This is a genomic window from Streptomyces sp. 4F14, assembly GCF_048159485.1.
In the GTDB taxonomy this organism is placed as follows: Bacteria; Actinomycetota; Actinomycetes; order Streptomycetales; family Streptomycetaceae; genus Streptomyces.
In genome coordinates this window covers 1-430 of sequence record NZ_JBLRVY010000147.1, presented here as the reverse complement: position 1 = coordinate 430, position 430 = coordinate 1, and the positions used below count along the sequence as shown (strand labels likewise).

Sequence of the window (430 nt, the reverse complement as noted above, 5' to 3'; positions counted from 1 at the left end):
GAGGCGGCGCGGTGCCGGATGTCGCCCTCCATGAGCGGGCGCATCGCGTTCCAGCGGGTGGAGACGCACGAGGCCCAGAAGTGGCCCAGCTCGTCGGCCATCCGGCGGGCGAACGCCCGCTCCCCGCCCTCCAGCGCGGTGGTGATCCTGCGCAGTTCTCCGTGGTCGGCACGGTCGCCGCTTCTCGCGGTTCTCAGGAATCTGCTCATCTGGCGGGCGATCAGGTGACCGGGGGCGTCGGCCACTTGCCGGAGTTCCTCCTCCAACGAGGCGTGTCCGCCCCCGCCGGCGAACAGGAAACCCGGCACGTAGTCGCGCCGAGTTCCGCGTAACGCCATCAGCAGGGCGAGGTCGGGGCTTCTCAGGACCTTCGCGAGCGGCGGCTCGGCGAGGCGCCCGGCGCCGACGGCCGTCAGTCCGAAGTCGAGCA

General features: G+C 71.9%; 1 protein-coding gene. It reads right to left on the bottom strand.

Translation table 11 applies throughout. From position 1 onward, the window contains the following. On the bottom strand, positions 1-430 hold a 430-nt coding region (locus ACLZOT_RS50050), incomplete at both ends, for a hypothetical protein (protein ID WP_416975995.1).